General features: G+C 47.0%; 18 protein-coding genes and 1 pseudogene. 17 read left to right on the top strand and 2 right to left on the bottom strand.

What is annotated here, in order from left to right; translation table 11 throughout:
• The first annotated feature begins 447 nt into the window (after positions 1 to 447).
• The 17 genes and pseudogenes from PAEVO_RS10395 (at position 448) to helD (ending at position 18,584) form a co-directional block, all read left to right on the top strand.
• Positions 448 to 2,271 (top strand): sensor histidine kinase, encoded by a 1,824-nt coding sequence (locus PAEVO_RS10395; protein ID WP_100537468.1) that lies wholly within the window; start codon positions 448 to 450, stop codon positions 2,269 to 2,271.
• Between the two features lie 194 nt (positions 2,272 to 2,465).
• Entirely contained in the window at positions 2,466 to 3,242 is a 777-nt protein-coding gene (locus tag PAEVO_RS10390; RefSeq protein WP_100537467.1) for a TerC family protein, read from the top strand.
• Between the two features lie 455 nt (positions 3,243 to 3,697).
• Positions 3,698 to 4,411, top strand: coding sequence for a glycerophosphodiester phosphodiesterase (locus tag PAEVO_RS10385; protein ID WP_100537466.1), 714 nt, complete (start codon positions 3,698 to 3,700; stop codon positions 4,409 to 4,411).
• A 71-nt stretch (positions 4,412 to 4,482) separates the two neighbouring features.
• A complete protein-coding gene (locus PAEVO_RS34875) occupies positions 4,483 to 4,617 on the top strand; it encodes a hypothetical protein (protein WP_481856496.1) in 135 nt (44 codons plus the stop codon).
• Positions 4,618 to 4,911: 294 nt separating this feature from the next.
• Positions 4,912 to 7,167 (top strand): ATP-binding cassette domain-containing protein, encoded by a 2,256-nt coding sequence (locus PAEVO_RS10380; protein WP_100537465.1) that lies wholly within the window; start codon positions 4,912 to 4,914, stop codon positions 7,165 to 7,167.
• Positions 7,168 to 7,309: 142 nt separating this feature from the next.
• Positions 7,310 to 7,807, top strand: a complete 498-nt coding sequence (locus tag PAEVO_RS10375; RefSeq protein ID WP_100537464.1) for a DinB family protein — start codon at positions 7,310 to 7,312, stop codon at positions 7,805 to 7,807.
• Positions 7,808 to 8,141: 334 nt separating this feature from the next.
• Positions 8,142 to 8,441 (top strand): annotated as a pseudogene (locus PAEVO_RS10370) (SRPBCC domain-containing protein); the annotation flags it as partial.
• A gap of 178 nt (positions 8,442 to 8,619) precedes the next feature.
• Positions 8,620 to 9,870, top strand: coding sequence for an MFS transporter (locus PAEVO_RS10365; protein ID WP_100537462.1), 1,251 nt, complete (start codon positions 8,620 to 8,622; stop codon positions 9,868 to 9,870).
• A 398-nt stretch (positions 9,871 to 10,268) separates the two neighbouring features.
• Entirely contained in the window at positions 10,269 to 11,147 is an 879-nt protein-coding gene (locus PAEVO_RS10360) for an ADP-ribosylglycohydrolase family protein (protein WP_100537461.1), read from the top strand.
• 231 nt (positions 11,148 to 11,378) lie between these two features.
• On the top strand, positions 11,379 to 11,741 hold the full coding sequence (locus PAEVO_RS10355) for a DUF4181 domain-containing protein (protein WP_100537460.1): 363 nt from the start codon (positions 11,379 to 11,381) through the stop codon (positions 11,739 to 11,741).
• A 292-nt stretch (positions 11,742 to 12,033) separates the two neighbouring features.
• Positions 12,034 to 12,492, top strand: a complete 459-nt coding sequence (locus PAEVO_RS10350; RefSeq protein ID WP_100537459.1) for a MarR family winged helix-turn-helix transcriptional regulator — start codon at positions 12,034 to 12,036, stop codon at positions 12,490 to 12,492.
• 24 nt (positions 12,493 to 12,516) lie between these two features.
• On the top strand, positions 12,517 to 13,131 hold the full coding sequence (locus PAEVO_RS10345; RefSeq protein ID WP_165789649.1) for an NAD(P)-dependent oxidoreductase: 615 nt from the start codon (positions 12,517 to 12,519) through the stop codon (positions 13,129 to 13,131).
• Positions 13,085 to 13,609 (top strand): DUF2269 family protein, encoded by a 525-nt coding sequence (locus PAEVO_RS10340; protein ID WP_100537457.1) that lies wholly within the window; start codon positions 13,085 to 13,087, stop codon positions 13,607 to 13,609. Before PAEVO_RS10345 ends, PAEVO_RS10340 begins: the two co-directional genes overlap by 47 nt.
• Before the next feature lie 133 nt (positions 13,610 to 13,742).
• Positions 13,743 to 14,306 carry a hypothetical protein gene (locus PAEVO_RS10335; RefSeq protein WP_133120322.1) on the top strand — a complete coding sequence of 188 codons (564 nt, stop codon included), beginning with the start codon at positions 13,743 to 13,745 and terminating at the stop codon, positions 14,304 to 14,306.
• Between the two features lie 72 nt (positions 14,307 to 14,378).
• Positions 14,379 to 15,359: an aldo/keto reductase gene (locus PAEVO_RS10330; RefSeq protein ID WP_100537455.1), complete on the top strand. Its 981-nt coding sequence runs from the start codon at positions 14,379 to 14,381 to the stop codon at positions 15,357 to 15,359.
• 50 nt (positions 15,360 to 15,409) lie between these two features.
• Positions 15,410 to 15,805, top strand: a complete 396-nt coding sequence (locus tag PAEVO_RS10325) for a MerR family transcriptional regulator (protein ID WP_207797502.1) — start codon at positions 15,410 to 15,412, stop codon at positions 15,803 to 15,805.
• A gap of 361 nt (positions 15,806 to 16,166) precedes the next feature.
• Positions 16,167 to 18,584: an RNA polymerase recycling motor HelD gene (gene helD / locus PAEVO_RS10320; protein ID WP_100537454.1), complete on the top strand. Its 2,418-nt coding sequence runs from the start codon at positions 16,167 to 16,169 to the stop codon at positions 18,582 to 18,584.
• Positions 18,585 to 18,912: 328 nt separating this feature from the next.
• Here helD and PAEVO_RS10315 read toward each other — a convergent pair whose 3' ends face one another.
• The gene (locus tag PAEVO_RS10315; protein ID WP_100537453.1) at positions 18,913 to 19,836 is read right to left on the bottom strand and encodes a S66 peptidase family protein; all 924 of its coding nucleotides are present in this window, start codon (positions 19,834 to 19,836) and stop codon (positions 18,913 to 18,915) included.
• Between the two features lie 107 nt (positions 19,837 to 19,943).
• Complete coding sequence (locus tag PAEVO_RS10310) at positions 19,944 to 20,846, bottom strand: LysR family transcriptional regulator (protein ID WP_100537452.1); 903 nt, start codon at positions 20,844 to 20,846, stop codon at positions 19,944 to 19,946.
• Positions 20,847 to 20,924: the final 78 nt, after the last annotated feature.

The raw sequence follows: 20,924 nt of genomic DNA, 5'->3' as shown, positions 1-20,924 counted from the left end.
GGTCAGAACATGCACATATTGATGTGACTCTAGTTCCGAAATAGCGCCCGAACTCTAATATGGGCAAGAAATTCGTACCGAAACTAAATCCCCTCTGCAACCTTCTAGGGATATAGGAACTTCCCTGTGACATGGTTGTGGAGTTTTTTTGTGCAATCAGCATAAGTTATATCCCGGAATATAGACACTTTTGAATAGGAGTGGCTGTTTTCCCGGTTTGTTTGGGTTTTGGCATGGAATATTATGATGAATGGTAAGCATTTGTCTAATTTTTATAGGCATGTTAGGATATCCAATATTATTGTACGGAAAAACAACAATACATGAATGCCTGAGAGGTCTGAACATGTCAAAAAAGATACTGATGGTGAAAGAGGAGCCATATGATATGGAAATCAAGATGGATGCCTCACTCCATAACCCATTCCGAAGATTTGAGGAGCAGCCATGAAAAGAGGGATTGTTCTCAAGCTGTTTCTATTAACGACCGCATTATGCATGCTCATTATAGCTGTTATTTTCATTGGACAAACCCTATTCTTTAAACAATTCTATGTGCATCAAAAGGTGGGAGATGTGAAGGCGGCTCTCCAATCTTATAAAAATGACTACCTGAAAAATGCCACGGACGCACAGACTGCTTCCAGACTCGAGCGCGAATTTGATCAAACGTATAACACCTGGATTGCGGTATTGGACTCCAAGGGTAATTTGCAGAATACCGAGGATTATTTCATGACGATCAGGCTGGACCGTATGGACGACAATCCCGAGTTTTCTGGACGTGAGATAAAGATCCCGCTATATAAGTTCATGAACGTGGAAGATTTTTATAGTGAGAATACGTTTATCTATCCATGGATCAAGGAAGGGGAACCCATCGTTGTTGAAGGTCTGAATATGGACAAGCAGCTGGTTATTCAGCGGATGGGTAGGAGTGTCGCTAATCTTCGACAGGAAGACCAACTGGAGAATCGACAGATGGTGAGCAAAGAGTACGAGGTTGTCCCCCGATTTCCAAGCCCGGTTCAGTACCACGAAAAGTATCCCAACGTCCTGGCCTACGGAACGGTTACGGACTTACATATACCGGAAGGCGCTGAAAGCTCGCGATACACGAATCACTTGTTTCTTGACCGTATCAAGGCTTTTCAGGCTGAACTGCTGTACGGCGACTATGATCATGCCAGGAATGCGAATCACATGATGGATTATGAAGAAAATCACTTGAAATACAAAATATTCGTGAACCATATCGAAGACATAAACGGAAATCCCGCATACCTTTTCGCGATGACATCGATGCAGCCTGTAAGTGAAGCCGCCGGGGTCATGCGACATTATTATGTCTACGTTGTCATCGTCACCCTGCTGCTCGTGCTGCTGGCATCGTTCTATTATTCCCGTCGGATCGCCAGGCCGCTCCTGCGTATCAACCGTACGACGCAGCAAATGGCAGGCCTTGATTTTTCAGAAAAAATTCCGGTCACGACCAAGGATGAGATCGGTGATTTGTCGCGCAACATTAACGAACTTTCCGAGCGGCTGCAATCCCATATCCTCCGGCTCAATAAGGACATCGAGAAAGAAAAGCAGCTGGAGCATACGCGAAAAGAATTTATATCCGGTGTATCGCATGAGCTGAAAACACCGTTAAGCGTCATTCAAAGCTGTCTTGCGATTGTGAAGGACGGGGTTGCAATTCATAAACGGGATTATTATTTTAAGGCTATGGAGGACGAAGTTAAAAGGATGGATCTGATGATCTCGGATATGCTGGAATTGGCGAAGTATGAATCGGGAACTTATCAAATGCACACGGAGTCCTTTTATATTGATACCGTTATCGAACGGATATGCGCAAAATTGGCTGTGGATATCTCGGACAAGCAATTGCATCTGCATACTTCACTTGAACCTGTGGAAGTGGTGGGGAACGAGCTCCGAATTGAGCAGGTCATTGTCAATTTTCTCACCAACGCGATTCGTTATACGCCGAATCAGCAATCCATTATCGTAACAACGACGGAAGAGAGGAACAGCGTTAAAATTTGCATTGAAAATAAAGGAACACACATTGAAGGCGAGCAATTGGAAAAGATCTGGGATCGATTCTATCGTGGCGAAGCTTCCCGCCAACGGTCGACCGGAGGAACGGGGCTTGGACTCGCCATTTCGAAACAGATTCTGGAGATGCATGGCGTATCTTATGGCGCAACCCATTCACCGGATGGGGTCATCTTCTATTTTTATTTGAATAAAAAAGCGTAGACCTCGAGGCTGCAGTAGATTTAAAATTTTGCCTGAAATGAATGAAACGAGACATTACTTGACAACGTAATAACGAAAGGGAGTCATGGAACAATCAAAACTGGAAAAAACCTCTGGTGTTTTAACTGGAGATTACACGTTTTTAGCCAGAAGTTGAACTATGAACATTCTCACATAAGAGAGGAGAACTACTGTTGGAGTCAATTTGGTTGGAGTATGCATGGGCATTACTAATTCTTATTGGATTGGAAGGTTTACTATCAGCGGATAATGCCCTTGTTCTGGCAGTTATCGCGAAGCACTTACCGGAGGACCAGAAGAAGAAAGCGATCAATTATGGGATCATTATGGCTTTTGTTTTTCGCTTCGCTGCTCTGTTTGCGATATCGTTTATTGCGAACGTCTGGCAAATACAGGCGATCGGAGCTGCTTATCTTCTATACCTTGGCTTAAAGCACATAATCAAAGCACGGTTCGGTAAGGAAAACAAGAATATTCGCGAGGACATAAAGAAAGATGCTGCCGGTAAAGGCTTTTGGCCAACGGTAAGCAAAATTGCGATTGCGGATCTCGCCTTTGCGATTGATTCCATTCTTGCTGCAGTGGCTCTGGCACTGGGTCTCCCGGACTCACCGCTACCGGATTTCGGTGGTATGGACGGAGGACAATTCTTGGTTGTCGTGCTTGGCGGAATCGCCGGGCTCGTTCTGATCAAATTTGCAGCCACATGGTTTGTAAAGCTGCTTGCTCAACGACCGGCACTCGAGACCACGGCTTATGCCATCGTGGCATGGGTTGGTGTCAAGCTTGCTGTGATTACTTTGGCCCATGAAGATATCGGGGTGTTAGATCATGATTTCCCACATAGCACAGTCTGGACCATTATCTTCTATGGTGTCTTGGTGGCGATAGCCCTTCTCGGTTGGTTTGCGCCTGGTAAAAATAAACAGTCACAGACGGGTCAACTCTAATTCCGTTTTTTCCATCATTCCTGACAGATGGCCTTCCCGTAAGGGAGGGCCATTTTGCATGCCGGGTTATGGGATCAGTTGTTTTTTTAATAGTCATAAATAGAAAGAATTATCCTAAATGCGTCCTTGATAATCTAAAAAATCGGTGATCAGAATTAACAGTAATCTTGTATTATTTAAGTGGGAAAACGGTGAAACATTATGAAATGATTAGTTGAACTAGCATTATTAAAAGTGTCTTCATCGTGGGGTAAGAAAGGAGGGAGTTCGAGTATTCAACATTTAACGCGCGGTTTCTTCGTTATTCCCAAGCGGTGGCTAAAATTTCACGATTCAATGAATTTCATGGTGTTTTTCACATAAAAGTACTTTAAATAAAGGCGTCATGCTGGGGGCGGTTAAAGGAAGAGCGAGCTTGTTGAGGTAAATAAAATCGGATATGAGGTGGCAATAAGATGAATAATGAACCGAAATATGTAGCCCATCGCGGCTTAAGTATGCACGCTCCTGAGAATACCATCGCAGCCTTTGAGCTGGCGGGCAAATCGGGCTTTTGGGGCATTGAATGCGATACCTATTGCACAACGGACGGCCGCTGGATAGTCCATCATGATCGTACCGTTGACCGCATGACAAACGGGACGGGGAAGACAAAGGACTTCTCATTTGCGGAAATCCGAAGCTTGGATATCGTTGCAGGGAACGGAATTGGCGACTATCCCGGTCTGCAAATTCCGACGATGGAGGAAGTGCTAGATGTCTGTTTGTCCTATGGTATGCACGCTTTTATCGAAATTGAGGAATATCATCAAGAACGGGATCAGGAAGTGCTGGTTGAGCTTGTTCGCCGCGCTGGCATGCTTGAGCAAAGCAGTTTCATTTGTTTCAATGCCAATGATCTGCTCAAGGTGCGAACGATTGACGATCGGGTGCCGCTTGGGTTTCTCTCATCCCAATCACCAACCGCTGCAGATCTGGAGCTAATCGCCCGGTTACAGCCGGCCTTCCTAGATTACGATTATCACGTGACGACTCCGGAGGACATACGAAACATCAGGAGAGCCGGAGTGGAAGTCTCTCTTTGGACCGTTAACGAACGGGAGATTTCGCGGCCGTTTGAAGCGGCAGGGGCTGCTTACATCACGACGGACACGATCTTGTGGAAATAATGGAGCCAGGGTGACCTTGAAGAGTACCTCCAATAAAAGTTACGAGTTGACACGACACTAATTAGTTTCCTATAATCATTGCGTCACTAAATGGTGTCCAATTTGGATGGAGTCATTTGCAAAGAGATTGGGGCCTGAATAAGTTTCGCCTGAAACAAGTGCTTGGGCCGATAGTTATCCAGTGCCGGAAACTCCGCCAGTTATAGATGAGCAAGCGCAGGCATTTTCACTGAAATGACGGGCGCAGCTGCATCACAACATTCGTGTGAGACGACAGGGCCTATACATACCATATATTCTATCAGCTCTTGCTTGGGCTCGATCGTTGAACCATGAACCGAATCAACATAAACCGGCTGCATGTCTCTTGCAGCTGGTTTATGTCTCCTTAGAACATCTCGTAACACATCTGGTCAAGTATGGGCATCCTAATTTGTTCTGTATAAACCATTTGAACAATGAATCAAGTAGAAAATAACTCGACCGGAAGGATGTTAGCCATGAGCGAATCGAATCAGGAATATATCGTCATCTCGGCTGCGAGGGAAAACAATCTCAAGAACGTATCCCTGCGCATTCCCAAGCGGAAGATCACGATATTCACCGGGGTATCCGGATCCGGCAAGTCATCAATCGTCTTCGATACGATTGCCGCAGAATCCACGCGTTTGCTGAATGAGAACTTCAGCATGTTCGTGCGTAATTTTCTTCCTCGCTATCCGCAGCCTGACGCGGACGCGATCGAGAACCTGAGCATGGCTGTAATTGTTGATCAGAAGCGGCTGGGCGGCGGTTCCCATTCCACAATGGGCACGATTACCGATATTTCTCCCATTCTCCGTCTTCTGTTCTCCCGGGTTGGGCAGCCCTATGTCGGACAAGCGAACATGTTCTCGTTTAACGATCCCCAAGGCATGTGTCCCGAATGCAACGGGATCGGTCGCAAATTAGGCGTTGACATGAGCAAGGCGCTGGACATGTCAAAGTCGCTCAATGAAGGGGCGATTATGCTGCCGGACTATTCGGTGAACGGCTGGGAGTGGAACATGATTGTTCAGTCGGGAGACTTTGATCTCGACAAGAAGCTGAGCGACTATTCCGATGATGAATTGGAGCAACTGTTGTACGCCAAGGCAAGGAAAGTGAAGATGGATTTCGCCGGCAAGGCAACGAATATTACCGTGGAAGGCGTCATTGAGAAGTTCACGAACAAATACATCAAGCAGGATGTGAAGACGAAGTCCGAACGCACGCAAAAAGCTGTTGCACCTTACATCTCCGAGGGTCCCTGCTCCAGCTGCCGAGGTGCCAGATTAAGTCAGGCAGCCCTTAGCTGTAGGATCAATGGACTCAACATTGCGGAGATGTCCTCCATGGAGGTCGGTCAGCTCATTCGTGTCATGCGGGAGATTGACAATGCGATCGCCGCGCCGATGGTCAAATCTCTGACGGAGCGGCTGCAGCATCTGGTAGACATTGGACTCGACTATCTGACGCTGGACCGTGAAACAGACACATTGTCCGGCGGTGAGTCGCAGCGCGTCAAGATGGTGAAACACCTGAGCGGCAGTCTGGTGGATGTCACGTACATCTTCGATGAGCCAAGCGTTGGCTTACATCCTCGTGATGTACACCGTTTAAATGAATTGCTTCAGAAGCTGCGCGACAAGGGCAATACCGTGATTGTTGTCGAGCATGATCCCGATGTGATCAAGGTGGCGGATCATATCGTTGACGTAGGGCCTCACGCCGGCAGCCGCGGCGGTACGATCGTGTATGAAGGAAGCTTCCAAGGATTACTGGAATCAGGTACGCTGACCGGCACCCATATGAAGCGGCCGCTGCAGCTGAAGCACGATTGCAGGCAGCCCACCGGCAAGCTGCCCATTCAGGATGCCTCACTTCATAACCTTCGGAACGTGAGCTTAGATATTCCAACCGGCGTACTGACTGTCGTTACAGGAGTTGCCGGCTCGGGCAAGAGCACGCTGATTAACGAAATATTCCTCAGCCATCATCCGGATGCGATCGTCATCGACCAATCGGCGGTAGGCGTGTCAACACGCTCGAATCCCGCGACCTATACGGGCATTATGGATGATGTGCGCAAAGCGTTTGCTTCCGCAAACAAGGTCAGCCAAGGCTTGTTCAGCTTCAACTCCAAAGGGGCCTGCGAGAACTGCCAAGGGCTGGGTGTCGTTTATACAGACCTTGCATTCCTCGAGAACGTGAAGCTGCCATGCGAAATATGCGGAGGCAGACGGTTCAAGGAAGAGGTGCTCGCGTACCAGCTGAACGGCAAATCCATTGCAGAAGTGCTGGAAATGACAGTGGAGCAGGCATTGGAATTTTTTGAACTAAAAGAGGTTGTACGCAAGCTGCAAGCGATGAGTGATGTAGGATTGAACTATATTACACTCGGCCAGCCGCTCAGCACGCTCTCAGGCGGGGAATGTCAGCGGATCAAGCTGGCAAGCGAGCTGCATAAGAAAGGCAGCATCTATGTGATGGACGAGCCGACGACTGGCCTGCATATGTCAGATATCGGTGACCTTCTAGGGATCATGAACCGTCTCGTGGATGCCGGCAATACGGTGATCGTCATCGAGCATAACCTCGATGTGATCAGTCAAGCGGATTGGATCATCGATATGGGACCGGACGGAGGAAGCAGGGGAGGCCAAGTGGTATTCGAAGGCACACCTTCCCAGATCATCCAAGCGGAGCAGTCGATTACGGGAAAATACTTGACGTAATCTACATCCACACGGGGATTGTTAAGTCAGCGAAGGCTTACCTGGATGTCGCCTCGTCATCGGATGCCGAACGACCGAGACAAGCCTTTTCACTCGAGAGGTTTTATAGTATGCTAACCATAAAAAGGAGGAGTGGAAAATTATGGTGAAACAGCTGATCGTTGGTGACGCCAGCCATGAGCTGGCAACTACACGCCGCATTCTGGAGCGATTGCCCGAGGAGCATATGACGTGGAAGCCGCACGTCAAATCCATGACGCTCAGTGGACTTGCCACGCATCTGATCAACATCCTAAACTGGCAAATCGCAATTTTTCTGTACCCTGAATTCGATCTTTCGTCTGTACCGCTTCGGCGGGAAGCCTTAGCAAGACGCGATGACGTATTGGAGGAATTCGACGCTAACGTTGTCAAGCTTGAAAAACTGTTAGCCGAATGCGACGAGAAAACGCTCGGCGAGGAATGGACCTTACGGAACGGCGACCATATCATCCTGCGCCAACCGCGGGCGATCGCGTTTCGCACCTTCGGATTAAGCCACATGGTCCACCACCGTGCGCAGCTCGGAGTTTATTTGCGTCTGCTTGATATTCCGGTGCCGGGCATCTACGGTCCCTCGGCCGATGAGGAAGGTAAGTGAACGAAAAACGCTGAAAAGTCTCAAGGCATGGTCAGAGGACAAAGATATATGCACAAACCAAGTCGCGGAAATCGCGGCTTTTTTTGTCAGCCGATACGGGCAAGAGGTTATTTTACTAACCGTTTAATTAATACTCTAATTCCAATCGATCTTGCCAGCCTAACATGAAGATAACGGGTAGTTTTATTGAAGGCATCATTAAGGTAATCGGCGTTTCCGGATGGAATGATTGAATTATTCAAGAGAGCAATCTGTAAGAAATCAATGCATGATTCATTTGCTATGATTGATAAACGAGTAGTCAGTAACTCAAATTCATTTTGGAGGGCTGGACATCAACCAGAATAACGAAACAAGCGAGACCGCAACGCAAGTAGGTGAATGCGAGATTGTGGTCACCCGTGTATTTGATGCTCCACGGGATCTTGTGTTTGATGCTTGGACGAAAGAGGAGCATCTGTCGAAATGGTGGGGCCCTCAAGGTTTTACGATGACTATTCACCAGTTTGACATGAAACCGGGCGGTACATGGGAGTTTATCATGCACGGTCCTGATGGCGTTGATTTTCCCAACACTAACGTTTTTGTTGAGATCAATAAACCCGAGCGGATCGTTTTCAAACATGCTGTGTTCCTTGCTGGTTGAATGAGATGGTACTTAATGTCATAAGCAGTTCGAATATTGTATATGTAATTTCAGTCTTAAGGAGGAGGTCAACGATGATGAGGTCCGTATAATAAGGATTGGAAAGGAGGGACATACCAATACTCAAGATGGGCATTTTTTAAAGACTAATTGGAGGTTGAAAAGATTGAATAGGCACGACAAAAGCACAAATGCACCAAGCCTTCTTCGCAATCGGTTCCTGCAGACGATTTTATTATCAAGCGTGCTCCTGCAGATCGGCATCTGGGTACGTAATTTCGCAATCCTCCTGTACGTTGCGGATAGAACAAACAATGATCCATACGCCATTTCGCTAATCAGCGTAGCAGAATTCGCACCTATTTTTGTTTTTTCGTTCATCGGAGGTACATTTGCGGACCGCTGGAGACCAAAGCGAACGATGATCTGGTGCGATTTATTATCCGCGGTATCGGTATTCGTGGTGCTTCTGACCATACATTACGGTTCTTGGCAATCCGTCTACCTTGTCGCATTCATCTCGGCTATTCTTTCGCAGTTCTCGCAGCCTTCAAGTATGCGGTTGTTTAAGTATCATGTGTCCGAGGAACAACTGCAGCAAGGGATGGCTCTATTCCAATCGCTGATGGCCATATTCATGGTGCTTGGACCTATGCTGGGCACCTTCGTATACAGCACGTTTGGCCTTGAAACATCGATCGCTGTAATGGGCGTTGTTTTTCTGCTTTCCGCACTCGTCCTGGTTCGACTGCCTGAGGATAATATGAAATCTCAAACGGCCGCAGTAAAAGGCCAATTCCGCAAAGATTTCGTTGAAGGCTTTCGCTATGTTTGGCAAAGCCAAGTGCTGCGTATGCTGGGACTCGCGTTTATTCTCGCGGGACTCGCTGTTGGCGTAGCCCAAGCTCTCAACCTGTTTATCGTAACGGAGCGATTGGGCAGGAGCGAGGAATTCCTCCAATATCTGCTGATGGTGAATGGCGCAGCCATGCTGATCGGCGGCGGGATCGTAGCTGTTTTTGCAAAGCGGGTTCCACCGCAGCTTCTTCTTGCCATAGGCATGCTTGCAGGCGCGGTCTGTACAGCCATTGTCGGGTATTCGACGAGTGTTCCTGTCACGCTGACCGTTCAATTTCTGAATGGGCTTGTTTTCCCTTGCATTCATATCGGGATCAGCACCATGATCCTGAAATGGTCACATGCTTCCATTGTCGGTCGGGTGAATGGAGTTCTGAATCCGATGTTTGTTGGCATGATGGTCATTTCCATGTCTTTTGCTGGCGCATTAAAGGACGCCTTTTCACTGAGTACGATCTATAGCGGAGCCGGATTCTTATTTCTTCTTGGCGCAATGGTCATGGTGCCGATCATGAATCAAAAAGCGCCGGATAAAGTACTTACTGCACAAGAAACATAATCTCGCGATTTCTATTTGACTATAATGCAGAAGAGCAGGCTATGAATAATTTGTCGGTTCTTCTTCTGCATTCCTAGTGATAAAACCCAGCAAAATACCAGTAAGAATAGGGATGGTTATGATATATCCACATCCGAAGTCGCGGAAATCGCGGCTTTTTTTTGATTTAACGATGTAAGTTTCCTGTTCCCATTTATGGGCCAGAACTAACTGGACAAGAACTTATGGTAATCGATTTTGCAGGCCATCAAGATATGGGCAGCATGGCGTGATTCGCAACCTATCCATCGTTCAAAACCGCCATTATAATCAGAAGATTGCAGCTGTCCATTTTGTTATAATCATAGCTAATAGGAGCCTGCTTGATTTCGTTCAAAAAATGAATGTGAGGTGGTTGCATGGAAAACAAATTATATAATCGCATTAAGGGTGGCCTGTACGGAGTGGCTGTTGGGGACGCACTTGGGGGAACGACGGAGTTTATGAGCGAGCGGGAGATTAAGGAGAAGTATGGCTATTTGACGGAGATCGTTGGCGGCGGGGTGTGGCAGCTGGAACCGGGGGAAGTGACCGACGATACGATGATGACGCTTTGCGTGGCGGCAGGAATACTCGAAAATCCTGTGGAGCCTATGGAGGCGATCGGGCGTTTCTTTATGAAATGGTACCAATCACGGCCCAAAGACATAGGGAATATCATCCGTCATGTTTTTCAAAAATACGAGGGAGACTGGTTCGAAGCCGCCTTTGTTGCGCACATGGATATGGGGCAAAGCGGCGGGAATGGATCCCTCATGCGATGCCTGCCGGCGGCACTGGCCTACAAGGACCCAGCGGACATTGACCGAGTGACAATCATGCAGTCACGGATGACGCATTATGATCCAAGGTGCGCCGAAGTCTGTGTCATGTACAACCGAATGGCGCAACGCCTTCTACAAGGCGAAGATTTAAGAGCAGCCATCATGGCCGAGGTGATGGGAAGCGAATACGAAGGTAACATTGAAGCTCAGCCGGATTGCCCGGCAAGCGGTTTTGTGGTGCATACCTTCCGGTGGGTACTACATATTTTGCTCCATACGTCAGATTTTGCAGGAGTCGTACAGAAGGCGGCAAATCTAGGCGAGGATTCTGATACGATCGGCGCCATCGCCGGTGGATTGGCAGGCATTTACTACGGATATGAGGGTATTCCTGCCCGATATGCGGAAGCGATCCTCATCCAAGAGAGACTCGATCGGATAATTTCGCAACTGTATGCATTGAAAACTTCATAGAGTTGTTTGTCACACTGCAGAGGTTGAATGTTGGCCATCATCATATATAAATTCGTAATCCTGCACCGAAATCTGCAAACTAAGGTTTCCATTTGTAATTGATACAAATAAGAAAATCGTGTATTTTTAGGGAAGTATAAACCTCTTTTACCATATACGAGCAATTGTAAAAAATCTGTATGTTAGTCCTGAGTGATACTGACAGCTATTTTAGAGAGGGGTGACTTTAGAATGCTCATTATGAGTATCATTTTGTATGCGATCGTATTCGTCTCCGGGTACTTATGGATCAAAAAAAAGCTGAAGGTATCCCACGATTCAGATAAGCTGCTGTATAAGCATATCAATCGATTTCATCTAATTGGTGAGCTCATCCTCGTAGCTGGTTCCCTTATCGCCATTTACTATATGAGATTTGTTTGGGAATGGAGAGTGGAGGCATATCAGGACGTTATTCTTGTGACAGCTGTTCTACACGCTTTCCGATCTGTTATTGAAAGACGCTACAAGAAGGATTCCAAACAATACCTCCTCAGTGCTTATGCAAGTGTTAGCGGTTTGCTCCTTTTCCTTGCTCTTGAGTTATTTGTGTGACAACACAAGAAGAACGGAAGTTCTAGAAGAAACGGTTCATCTAAAACAAACCAATCACAAAACAGATTAAGCTTTTTATAATCGCCGAACGGGTGACTATGGAAAGCTTTTTTTATCGGCTTCCGGAAATTTTATAAATTCAAGTTCTTAATGATTGCCGTGCTGGAGCTAAAATGCCGGAATAGAAAACAAATGAGATATGGGTTGCATGCGAAAAAAACAGTTGTCACATTCAACTAAATACAGATAAAATGTATATAGTTGGTTAGTGATACTATTGGAGTTGAATAAGATGAAAAGACATGAATACCAGAACGAATCGTATGGAAAAGAAATAACCGCGATCAATCGTCATTTACATTTGTTGCTAACTCCGCGGCTTGCGACGCATCGCTTGGGATTTGGGCAGCATATGTTTTTGCTAATGCTTTCAATGAAAGAGGAGGTGAATCAGAAAACATTAAGCGAGCAACTGATGGTCGACAAGACAACGACGGCAAAGGCGATCCGCAAGCTTGAATCTGAAGGTTATATTCGCAAAGAGATTGACCCCATCGATTTACGTAACCAAAAGATTTATTTAACTGATGCTGGAAGGGCTGTCGTTCCTAAGATTGAGGATGCGCTAGCAGAAGTGATGGATATTGGAACGGAAGGCATCTCAGCAGAGGAGTACCTCGAATTAATAAGGTTGTTAAAGATCGTATTAAACAATTTGAACAAGCATATACAAACTTCAACTCGCCAGTGAGTCTAATGAGTAGGGGAGATGGATATGAGAATAACCGTCATCGGTTCAACCAGCCCGACAGGGCTGGAGGTTCTAAAATACGGCATGAGACGTGGACACAAACTTATTGCGTTTACAAGACGTCCGCAGTTGTTAAATATGGATCAAGGCTTAGACAAAATTGTAATTGGAGACGGACTTCATGACTCTGACGTTCTTCAAGCGATTGACGGTACGGATGCAGTTATTGCGATTATAGGCGGGAAAACCGGTGTAGCTGGCGTTACGCAAACGATTATCAGAGCGATGAAGGAAGCCAAAACCCGGCGCTTCATTTTTGTCAGCTCTTATTTGCTTGAAGCCAAACACCCCCGGATCTTCTCATCCGTCGCTAGGTGGATCTACCGTCACGAATTGACGGAACTTGATAAAGCCGAAAAACTCATCCAGGAGAGTGAGCTTGATTGGATTATCTACCGCCCAGCTCAACTAAATAATGACTCTGCAACCGGGAAGATAAGAGTCCAGGAGCAACGCCATGGTTTCCCTTTTGGTCCATATCAAATATCTAGAGCAGACTTAGCTACGGTATTAGTCGACGCTCTTGATAACGATGCGAACTTTAGGCGAGTATTTTGTGTTACTTGGAGCAAGGAATAGAGGAGGGGATGATGAGATGCATTACCTTTATACATCATTGTTAGTCTTCCATATATTATCAGCGATTGTTGGAGTTGGACCCGTGTTTCTGTTCAATATGATTTTGAAGAGGGCGGCGTCGGTGGAACAGCTGAAATATGCTCATCATATCGTTGAAAAATTGAACCGAAATGCCAATTTTTCTTTTGGCGTTATCCTCCTATCAGGATTATTGATGGGCTGGATGAACCCTTACTTGTTTCAATCGGAATGGTACATTGTTTCGCTAGTTTTGTTTTTTATCTCAGGAATGTATGCGATCTTTGCGGTTGAACCGATCCTGAAACAAATGCAAGGAATCGCGTTGAATCAGTCAGTGTCTAGCGAGATTTCCTCAGAATATAAGATGTTATTTCAGAGAAAACAATCCCGAGATATGCTGGCAAACCTAATTGCAGTCATTATTATCCTTCTTATGGTGATTAAGCCTGTATTTTAAGATATGTGCATACAAAGTCGCGGAAATCGCGGCTTTTTTTTATGGAGGAGAATCAAGGCTGTGTGGGGAGAAGACTTGGTCAGCCAGCGATACGTATGACATTCAGGAACGAGCCGTCTCAGATGTGGAGCAGGTGAGACTGAACACTCGATTGGTGCAGGCGTTGGCAGTTTCTTCTCAGCATGGTGCTTCCACAGATTCGTCCATTCATATAGGGGGCTCTTTACGGGAGGGACTACATCCGGAAGGCTATGTTTTGCAATGGGATGAAGAGGGACTCCGAATCGAATACAGTCAACCGCCGGGATTGCATCGGGAAGGTGAAATGGAGAGCTATCTGTCGGAGTACGTATTTAAAGATGCCAGCGGCGAGATCGGGCATTTCCTAATGGAATTGGGACGGTACTACCATTTGGAGAACAGCTCGCTTGATAACGGCACCTATCTGACTGCTTTACTGACCCGCGGATTGAAGAGCCGGGAGAGGCTGGAGGAAGAGCTGAGTTTATTTTTGCGGATTTTTGCAGAGCTCAATGGAACGACTGTCGGCTCATTTCAGCTGGATTTTCAATATCATGACATGCTGGAGTGGCTGAAGAAGCGTAAAGAACAGCTTGCAAGACTTGATCTTCAAACTCCCGATGCGGATGTAATTACTGACGAACATGATCTGAGGTGTATTGATATAGGTGGTTAGTCATGAGAATTTTATTTCATGTTGACCTTGAGTTAACTCCAGGTGATAGACTAGATTTAAGGAGGGATGTTCATGGAATATGTGAAGCTAGGGAATACCGGACTCGACGTATCCCGCATCTGTCTTGGATGCATGGGATTCGGCGTAGCAGAGCGATGGATACATCAATGGGTGCTTAATGAGGAGAACAGTCGTCCCATTATTAAAAAGGCATTGGAGCTCGGCATTAACTTTTTCGATACAGCAAATGTGTATTCAGACGGTACGAGTGAGGAAATTGTAGGCCGCGCATTGAAGGATTACGCCAACCGGGATGAAATCGTCCTCGCGACTAAAGTTCATTTCCGTATGCACGAAGGTCCGAACGGCATGGGGCTGTCCCGGAAATCCATCATGAGTGAAATCGACAAGAGCCTCAAGCGTTTGGGTACCGATTATGTCGATCTGTACCAGATCCATCGTTGGGATTATGATACGCCGATCGAAGAAACGATGGAGGCCCTGCATGATGTGGTGAAAGCCGGAAAGGCCCGCTATATCGGAGCTTCGGCCATGTATGCATGGCAGTTTCTCAAAGCGCAGCATGTCGCAGAGAAGAATGGCTGGACCCGGTTCGTTTCGATGCAGAACCATTACAATCTCATATACCGCGAAGAAGAGCGCGAAATGCTGCCGCTGTGCAAATCCGAAAAAATTGGCGTGATCCCATACAGTCCTCTAGCATCAGGACGATTGACACGCGATTGGTCGGAAACGACGCACCGTTCCGAAACAGACATGACTCAAAAATCCAAGTATGATGCCACTGCCGATGCCGATCGGGTAATTGTGGAACGGCTTGCAGTCATTGCAGCAGAGCGAGCCGTTCCCCGCTCGCAGGTTGCTCTTGCCTGGCTGCTGCAAAAACAACCGGTTACAGCTCCCATTGTCGGTGCGACCAAAATGTCGCATCTCGAAGACGCGGCAGCCGCTCTCTCGGTCAATCTCACCCTGGAGGAGATCGCCTCCCTCGAAGAGCCGTATGTACCTCACCGGGTAGTGGGCGCGTTATAGCCTAAGCATATCAGGAAACGGTATTGAAAGATGAGAAGGTGAATCAAGGCATGGCGGTGACGATTAAAGAAATTAGCGAAAGGTTCGGGCTTTCCCAGGATACTCTTCGCTACTATGAGCGAATTGGGCTGATTCCGCCTGTAAACCGGAATCAAAACGGTATCAGGGAATATACGGAGGAAGACATCAAATGGGTCGATTTTATTAAATGCATGCGTCAAAGCGCGGGGCTTCCGGTCGAGATGCTTATCGAGTATGTTACGCTCTTTCAACAAGGAGACGACACGCTCGAAACACGAAAAGGGCTACTGATTGAGCAGCGCAGTCGGCTTGCGGACAAAATCGAAGAAATGACGAACACGCTGGTACGGCTCAACGATAAAATCGCAAGATATGAACAGACCATTATAAAAAAAGAAAAAGCACTCAGAAAGCCGGCGGATTAACATTTGACAAAACCGGGTTGGGGAACCTCTTCCCACAACCCGGTTTTTTTTGCGTTAACGATAGCTTGACAGTGGATACCATCGGAATCCAGAAATAAAATTAACATCTTGTAATTGATGTGAGAGGAGGGGACGAGCGAGTTTGTATTCTACGGGAAAACAAAAAAACTTGGCAGATACGCCAAGAAAAAAAATGATTGAACGAGAAAAAGCGCCGTGATATAATCGGTAGCGCGATTGAAAAATCATATTAAGCTGGTATAATAATTACTTTTCCTAATTTTATTTTACACCAGTGATTTCTGATTTGTCAATGCTCTTTTTTTCAGACCAGATTGAAAAGGAGTGTGTTCAGGAAAACATGGAAGCGAAGGAATGGCGGACAGAACAAGAACGGCTGGATCAGGTAAGGGAAAAGCTGAAGGCGAGGATCGACGAGTTGGAACCGGACGTTACCGGGCTGCGCGATCAGGCTGCTGAGATTCGCAGGCGATTCTGGGAAGAGGTTACGGTCAACACGAGCTCGGACGAAGATTTTGAAGAAACATTTTATACGATTAAACAACAGGCTGCGGTGTTATCTGAACGTGAGCGCCGTCATCGGCTTCTGACGCAACAATGGAGGAGCTTACATCGGCTGTTGCCTTCACCCTATTTTGGGCGCATTGATTTTTTAGAGGACGGCCTGAACGTGAGCGAGCAGATTTATATCGGCGTATCTTCCTTCATTGATGAAGATGGATTGAGCTTCCTGGTGTATGATTGGCGCAGTCCCATCGCGAGTCTCTACTACGACCACTCCCCTGGTGCGGCCTCTTACGTCACGCCGGTCGGGCAGATCACGGGCACGATGGAGCTGAAACGGCAGTATCAGATTCACAACGGACAAATTCTTCATATGTTTGATGCGAACGTAACGATCGGTGACGAGCTGCTCCAACAAATGCTGGCCAAAGGCGCGGACTCGCAAATGAAGAGTATCGTATCAACTATCCAGAAAGAGCAAAACGCCATTATCCGAAACGATCATAGCCGGCTGCTTATCGTGCAGGGGGCGGCTGGGAGCGGGAAGACCTCCGCGGCCTTGCAACGTGTGGCGTATTTGCTGTACAAAAACCGCGATTCGCTTAAGGCTGACCAGATCGTACTATTCTCACCTAATCAAATTTTTAACAGTTATGTATCTTCCGTCCTTCCCGAGCTCGGTGAGGAGAACATGCAGCAGACGACTTTGCAGGAATATCTAGAATATTGGCTGGGTTCATCCTTGCGTCTGGAGGATCCCTTCGATCAGATCGAATATGTGCTGACTGCACAATCCTCTCCCGAATATGGAGCTCGTCTTCAGGGGATGAAGTACAAAGCTTCCGAGGCCTTCTTGAGAGCCCTGCAGAACTATGCGCAGTGGCTGGGGCGCGAAGGCATGCTTTTCAAAGGCATTCATTTCCGGGATCGTGATCTGATCACCGCGGAGCAAATGAGATCGCAATTTTACAGTTATGACCCTTCCTTGAGCTTGGCCAATCGTGTCGATCTCCTGCAGAAGTGGCTTTTGAAGGAACTTTCACTATTGGAACGCAAGGAGCGCGGGGCGTCCTGGGTTGAGGAGGAGCTTCATTACTTGGACAACGACCAATATGCGGAAATTTTCAGCGAGCTGCATAAAGATAGGGAAGTGTTTGACATTGCCGAGCGTTACGCCGAAGTTCACGAGAAAATAACCAAAAAGCGCCGGGAAGATGAAGGTGACTTTGACTTCGCCGAGCGGGAGGAGGAATTGCTCAGCCAAAGGATCGTGAAGATGAGCTTCAAACCGATAAGACAAAGCGTGAGGAAATTATCGTTTATCGATGTCCAAAGCCTATACGTCCAATTGTTTGACGATGAAGCGGCTTATCAAGAGAAGACGAAGGAGACCGAGATCCCTGTTCTATGGCCTGAAATCTGCAAGCAGACCAAAGAAAAGCTGGACCGGCTCGAATTATTCTATGAGGATGCGACTCCGTATTTGTATTTAAAAGAACTGATCGAAGGCGTTCGGACGAACACGGAGATTCGGCATGTCTTTGTCGATGAGGGGCAGGATTACTCGACGTTTCAATATGAGTATCTCAAAAAACTATTTCCTCGTGCCCGCATGACGGTACTCGGCGATTTCGGGCAGGCGATTTTTACGCAGTCTACAAAGCTGCAGGAGTCCGATTCGCCGCTGGTTCAGCTTTATGGTGAAGCCGAAACAAGCTTGATCCGCCTTGTGCGCAGTTATCGTTCAACTCGTGAGATTGTGGAATTTACGAAAATGCTGCTCTCTGATGAGTCGGAAATCGTCCCCTTTGAAAGGAGCGGACCGAAACCTCTTCTCGCTAGGTTAGAAGGTGGGGAGAAGCGTGACGCACGAATATTGAAAGACATCGCGGCACTGCAAGCCGAAGGCTTTGAATCTATTGCCGTCATTACGAAGACTGCGGCTGAAAGCCGCACAGCCTTTGAATCATTACGGGAGCAAGGAAGCGAGACATTGCAGCTCATTACGAAGGAGACGGTCACCTTTGATAAAGGAGCGATGGTTATTCCCGTGTATCTCGCGAAGGGTGTTGAGTTTGATGCGGTTCTGATTTATGAGGCTTCACCCCAAGCTTACAGCCGGGAAAATGATCGCAAACTTCTGTATACAGCATGTACAAGGGCCATGCATCGGCTTCATGTTTACACGACGGGCGATTGGTCGCCGTTCGTGCAGGCATTGCCTGTTGATTTGTATGAGAAAGCAGCATACTAACGGATCGGGAATGGCGCTCTTTCGCGATTAGCTGCAGCTCATGATTCAGCAAATCTTCGAGAATTGATCCATGTGTTCTTCAATTATCATTTTTATCCAAACACAACTCGACGAGAAGTAAGCAGGGATCATGTCAGCTCCTATGCAACAATTACGCCGAATTGCTCGTAGTAAACATGCAAACAGCCTTGGCCGTTCGTCGGCCAAGGCTGTTTTTTACTGCATGTTAGTCTGTGCAGTACGCTTTACAAGCACAAGGGACTTTCATTGCCGGCACGGCTCAGTGCGGCTTGTCGTTAGACGACATAGCTCATTGTCTTAGCCGACGTTAAACGCTGACGGTAGGTTCAACTGTAGTAATTCTATTATTGACTGAATCGAGATTCACGGTTGCGCCAATCGGCAAAGCGGCTTTATAAATACCATGTCCTGTAGCCAGGTTCGTTATAAGCGGCTTACCGAGAGGGACCACAAATTCGTTGATTACATCTTCATAGGATTTGCCATAAGCCGCCTGGCAGCCCGAGCATTCCCCCATAATAATGCCGATGCAGTCACGAAATTTTCCGGCAAGCTTCAGATCATTCAAGTACCTGTAAACGGTATTGGTAGGTTCATGTGTTTCTTCGAGAACGAGAATTTTTCCGCGTGTATCGATTTCAAAAGGCGTGCCTAGCGTATCGACAAACGATGTCAGATTACCGCCCACAAGCTGCCCCGTAACGTTGCCCGGAACACGGCTTATCAGCGGCATTCCCGGCGGATTCAAGATTGACCGGGTTGATGAATATACGGATGTTGCGGAAAAAAACTGATCGAAATTATAAGCGGGCGTTTCAGGCTTAAAGTCAATAAGCAGCAGACTATGGAATGTTATTAAATCCACATATTGATGCAGTACATTTAGTAGTACCGTGATATCGCTGTAACCCGTAACGATTTTTGGATTATTTCGTATCTCATTATAATCAAGGTACGGAAGAATTCCGGCCACTCCTGTACCGCCTCGTGTGGGCAGTATCATCTTAACCTGCTCATCTCGAAACATCATCATTAAATCGGCTGCCCGCTGCTCGTCTGTGCCGGCAAGAAACCCGTTTTGCGCATATACATATTGACCCAATACAACATTAAGCTCCATTGCTCTCAAATATTCGATTCGTGCATTAATGATGTCAGCAGCGAGCGGGCTACCCAAGGTGACGATTCCAACGGTATCGCCCCTCTGCAAGATTGGCGGACGTATCGGCATATCCTTTTCTTCCTTCCCTGATTATAGAAGAAGCCATCATGATCATGTCTATAAAATATATTGGCAAAGTCCGCAGTGCAGTACTAAAAAGTAGCTTGTTTCCTTATTTATGAAGATTTTGATTGCTGGATAGCTGTTTCGATGTAGGCTCTCAAAGTCTTGATGAAGGTGCGCATGGCGTATCCGACATACCTGTCGCTGCGGTAGATCAGGCAAATGTCTTGAGAAGGCGTAGGGTTCCTCAGGTGCACCACCTTGATGTCTGGATTGTGCAGATTCTCCAGCAGAAGTCGCGGCAGAACACAACCGCCAACTCCGCTCTGTACCATTTGAAGGAGGGAAGATAATGTTGTCGTCACCATATGCGGCTGTAGAGAAAACCCGTTGTCCATGCAAAAGCGATCGATCAGCTTGCGGCATTGGTGGTCTGCTGGAAACATGACCATCTTTAAGGCTTGCAGTTTGTTCAATGGGATGAAGTTCTCCGTGGAAAGAGGATCACTCATACTCACCGCTAATGAGAACTCCTCATGAAACAGTGGAATTGACGTGACACGTTCATCGATAACAGGTCCAATGGTTACGCCGACATCGATGCTTCGATCCAGAACTTGTTCTGTTACTTTCGTGGTCTCCAAAAGGGACAGCGAGATAGTGGGATAGGTCTGATGGAAGTTTAGCAGCATGGCGTTGAACATGAGATCCGCGTCACCGGGCAAGACCCCGATCGAAAGGGATCCGCCTTGCATTTGCTTCAGATCTGCGATGGCGTCGCCCGCTTGCTGCAGATGCGTGAATACGGCAGCACCATGTTCACGAAGAATCGCTCCAGCGTCTGTAAGGACAATTGTTTTTCCCACACGATCGAACAACAGAACCCCTAATTCTTCTTCTAATCGCCTTATCTGCTGGCTGATGTTGGGTGCGCTGACTCCCATTTTTTCGGCTGCTCTCGTGAAATGAAGCTCTTCACAAATAGCCATGAAATATTGCAGTTGTTTTAACTCCATCGCTCACACCTGCTTTCTATTGCCTGTTTGGCTGAATGTTACAGATTATTGTTACTTCATCTTCCTTATCCTGTCAAT

This window comes from Paenibacillus sp. GM2FR, from assembly GCF_002803325.1.
GTDB classification, from domain to species: Bacteria; Bacillota; Bacilli; order Paenibacillales; family Paenibacillaceae; genus Paenibacillus_AQ; species Paenibacillus_AQ lautus.
This window is presented reverse-complemented; position numbering and strand designations above follow the sequence as displayed.

Bases quoted from the DNA above. Each gene is read 5' to 3' on its own strand.
- PAEVO_RS10360 (WP_100537461.1), top strand. From the start codon at position 10,269: ATGGAAAACAAATTATATAATCGCATTAAGGGTGGCCTGTACGGAGTG.
- PAEVO_RS10380 (WP_100537465.1), top strand. From the start codon at position 4,912: ATGAGCGAATCGAATCAGGAATATATCGTCATCTCGGCTGCGAGGGAA.
- PAEVO_RS10315 (WP_100537453.1), bottom strand. From the start codon at position 19,836: ATGCCGATACGTCCGCCAATCTTGCAGAGGGGCGATACCGTTGGAATC.
- PAEVO_RS10325 (WP_207797502.1), top strand. From the start codon at position 15,410: ATGGCGGTGACGATTAAAGAAATTAGCGAAAGGTTCGGGCTTTCCCAG.
- PAEVO_RS10330 (WP_100537455.1), top strand. From the start codon at position 14,379: ATGGAATATGTGAAGCTAGGGAATACCGGACTCGACGTATCCCGCATC.
- PAEVO_RS10395 (WP_100537468.1), top strand. From the start codon at position 448: ATGAAAAGAGGGATTGTTCTCAAGCTGTTTCTATTAACGACCGCATTA.
- PAEVO_RS10355 (WP_100537460.1), top strand. From the start codon at position 11,379: ATGCTCATTATGAGTATCATTTTGTATGCGATCGTATTCGTCTCCGGG.
- PAEVO_RS10385 (WP_100537466.1), top strand. From the start codon at position 3,698: ATGAATAATGAACCGAAATATGTAGCCCATCGCGGCTTAAGTATGCAC.
- PAEVO_RS10345 (WP_165789649.1), top strand. From the start codon at position 12,517: ATGAGAATAACCGTCATCGGTTCAACCAGCCCGACAGGGCTGGAGGTT.
- PAEVO_RS10310 (WP_100537452.1), bottom strand. From the start codon at position 20,846: ATGGAGTTAAAACAACTGCAATATTTCATGGCTATTTGTGAAGAGCTT.
- PAEVO_RS10350 (WP_100537459.1), top strand. From the start codon at position 12,034: ATGAAAAGACATGAATACCAGAACGAATCGTATGGAAAAGAAATAACC.
- helD (WP_100537454.1), top strand. From the start codon at position 16,167: ATGGAAGCGAAGGAATGGCGGACAGAACAAGAACGGCTGGATCAGGTA.
- PAEVO_RS10340 (WP_100537457.1), top strand. From the start codon at position 13,085: ATGCGAACTTTAGGCGAGTATTTTGTGTTACTTGGAGCAAGGAATAGA.
- PAEVO_RS10375 (WP_100537464.1), top strand. From the start codon at position 7,310: ATGGTGAAACAGCTGATCGTTGGTGACGCCAGCCATGAGCTGGCAACT.